Here is a 1077-nt window from a genome sequence, read left to right on the forward strand (position 1 = left end):
CCAGCTTTAATTACAATTTTACCTGTCTTAGCGTCAATTATTTCCTCTGAAAAATTTTTAGACTTGTAATTTTCTGGATTAAATTTTGTTTTCCATTTTTTAATTTTGATATCGTAAATATAATTTTCTTTATCAAAAAATTCATTCACGATATCATCTTTTGAATATCCTAAAGCTAGTAGTAGAGTTGATACATAAATCTTCTTTTTTCTATCTATTCTAAAATAAAGCAAATCTTTTACATCATATTCAAAGTCAATCCATGACCCTCTGTTTGGGATTACTCTGCAATTAAACAAAAGTTTTCCGCTTGCGTGAGATTTGCCCTTATCATGATCGAAAAATACACCGGGACTTCTATGCATCTGATTTACAACAACTCTTTGAACACCATTAGTTATAAATGTTCCACTATTTGTCATCATAGGAACTTCCCCCATGTAAACTTCCTGTTCTTTAGCAGATAAGATTTCTTTTGTGTTGTTTTCTTGATCAATATCGTAAACAACTAATCTTAAAGTACATTTAAGTGAGGATGAATAAGTAAGACCTCGTTGTATACATTCCTCTACATCAAATTTTGGCTTCTCTAGTCTATATGAAACATATTCTAATGTTGCTTTATCATTTAAATCTTCAATTGGAAAAATACTTTTAAAAACTCTATCAAATCCTTTAACTAAATTTTGATCAACAATTTCTTTAAATTCAGTTAATTCTTTATACGAATTTTTTTGAACCTCTATAAGGTTTGGAATCGATAAACCTTCTTTAAGTTTACCAAAATTTTTTCTAATATTTTTTTTCTCAGTAAAAGATAACAACATCTACAACTATCGCTAGTTAAATTAATAACTAGCAATTTAATTTTTTAATTTATTTACTTAAGTTCTACTTTTGCTCCAGCAGCTTCTAGTTTAGCTTTAATTTCTTCAGCTTCTTTTTTATTAACACCAGATTTTACTTCTTTTGGAGCGCCTTCGACTAAATCTTTAGCCTCTTTTAATCCTAAAGAAGTAACTGCACGTATTTCTTTAATAACATTAATTTTTTTATCTCCTGCTGAAGATAACATTA

Annotated in this window: 1 protein-coding gene and 1 pseudogene; both read right to left on the reverse strand. The window is 27.9% G+C overall.

Annotation, left to right across the window (positions count from 1 at the left end):
* Positions 1–827: pseudogene (locus AMN73_RS03740) on the reverse strand (DNA-directed RNA polymerase subunit beta); the annotation flags it as partial.
* Positions 828–880: 53 nt separating this feature from the next.
* Positions 881–1077 (reverse strand): ribosomal protein bL12 (locus tag AMN73_RS03745; protein WP_143323196.1); only part of this gene is annotated, 197 nt, incomplete at its 5' end.

Origin of the sequence: Candidatus Pelagibacter communis (assembly GCF_001179965.1) — a bacterium.
GTDB lineage: Bacteria > Pseudomonadota > Alphaproteobacteria > Pelagibacterales > Pelagibacteraceae > Pelagibacter.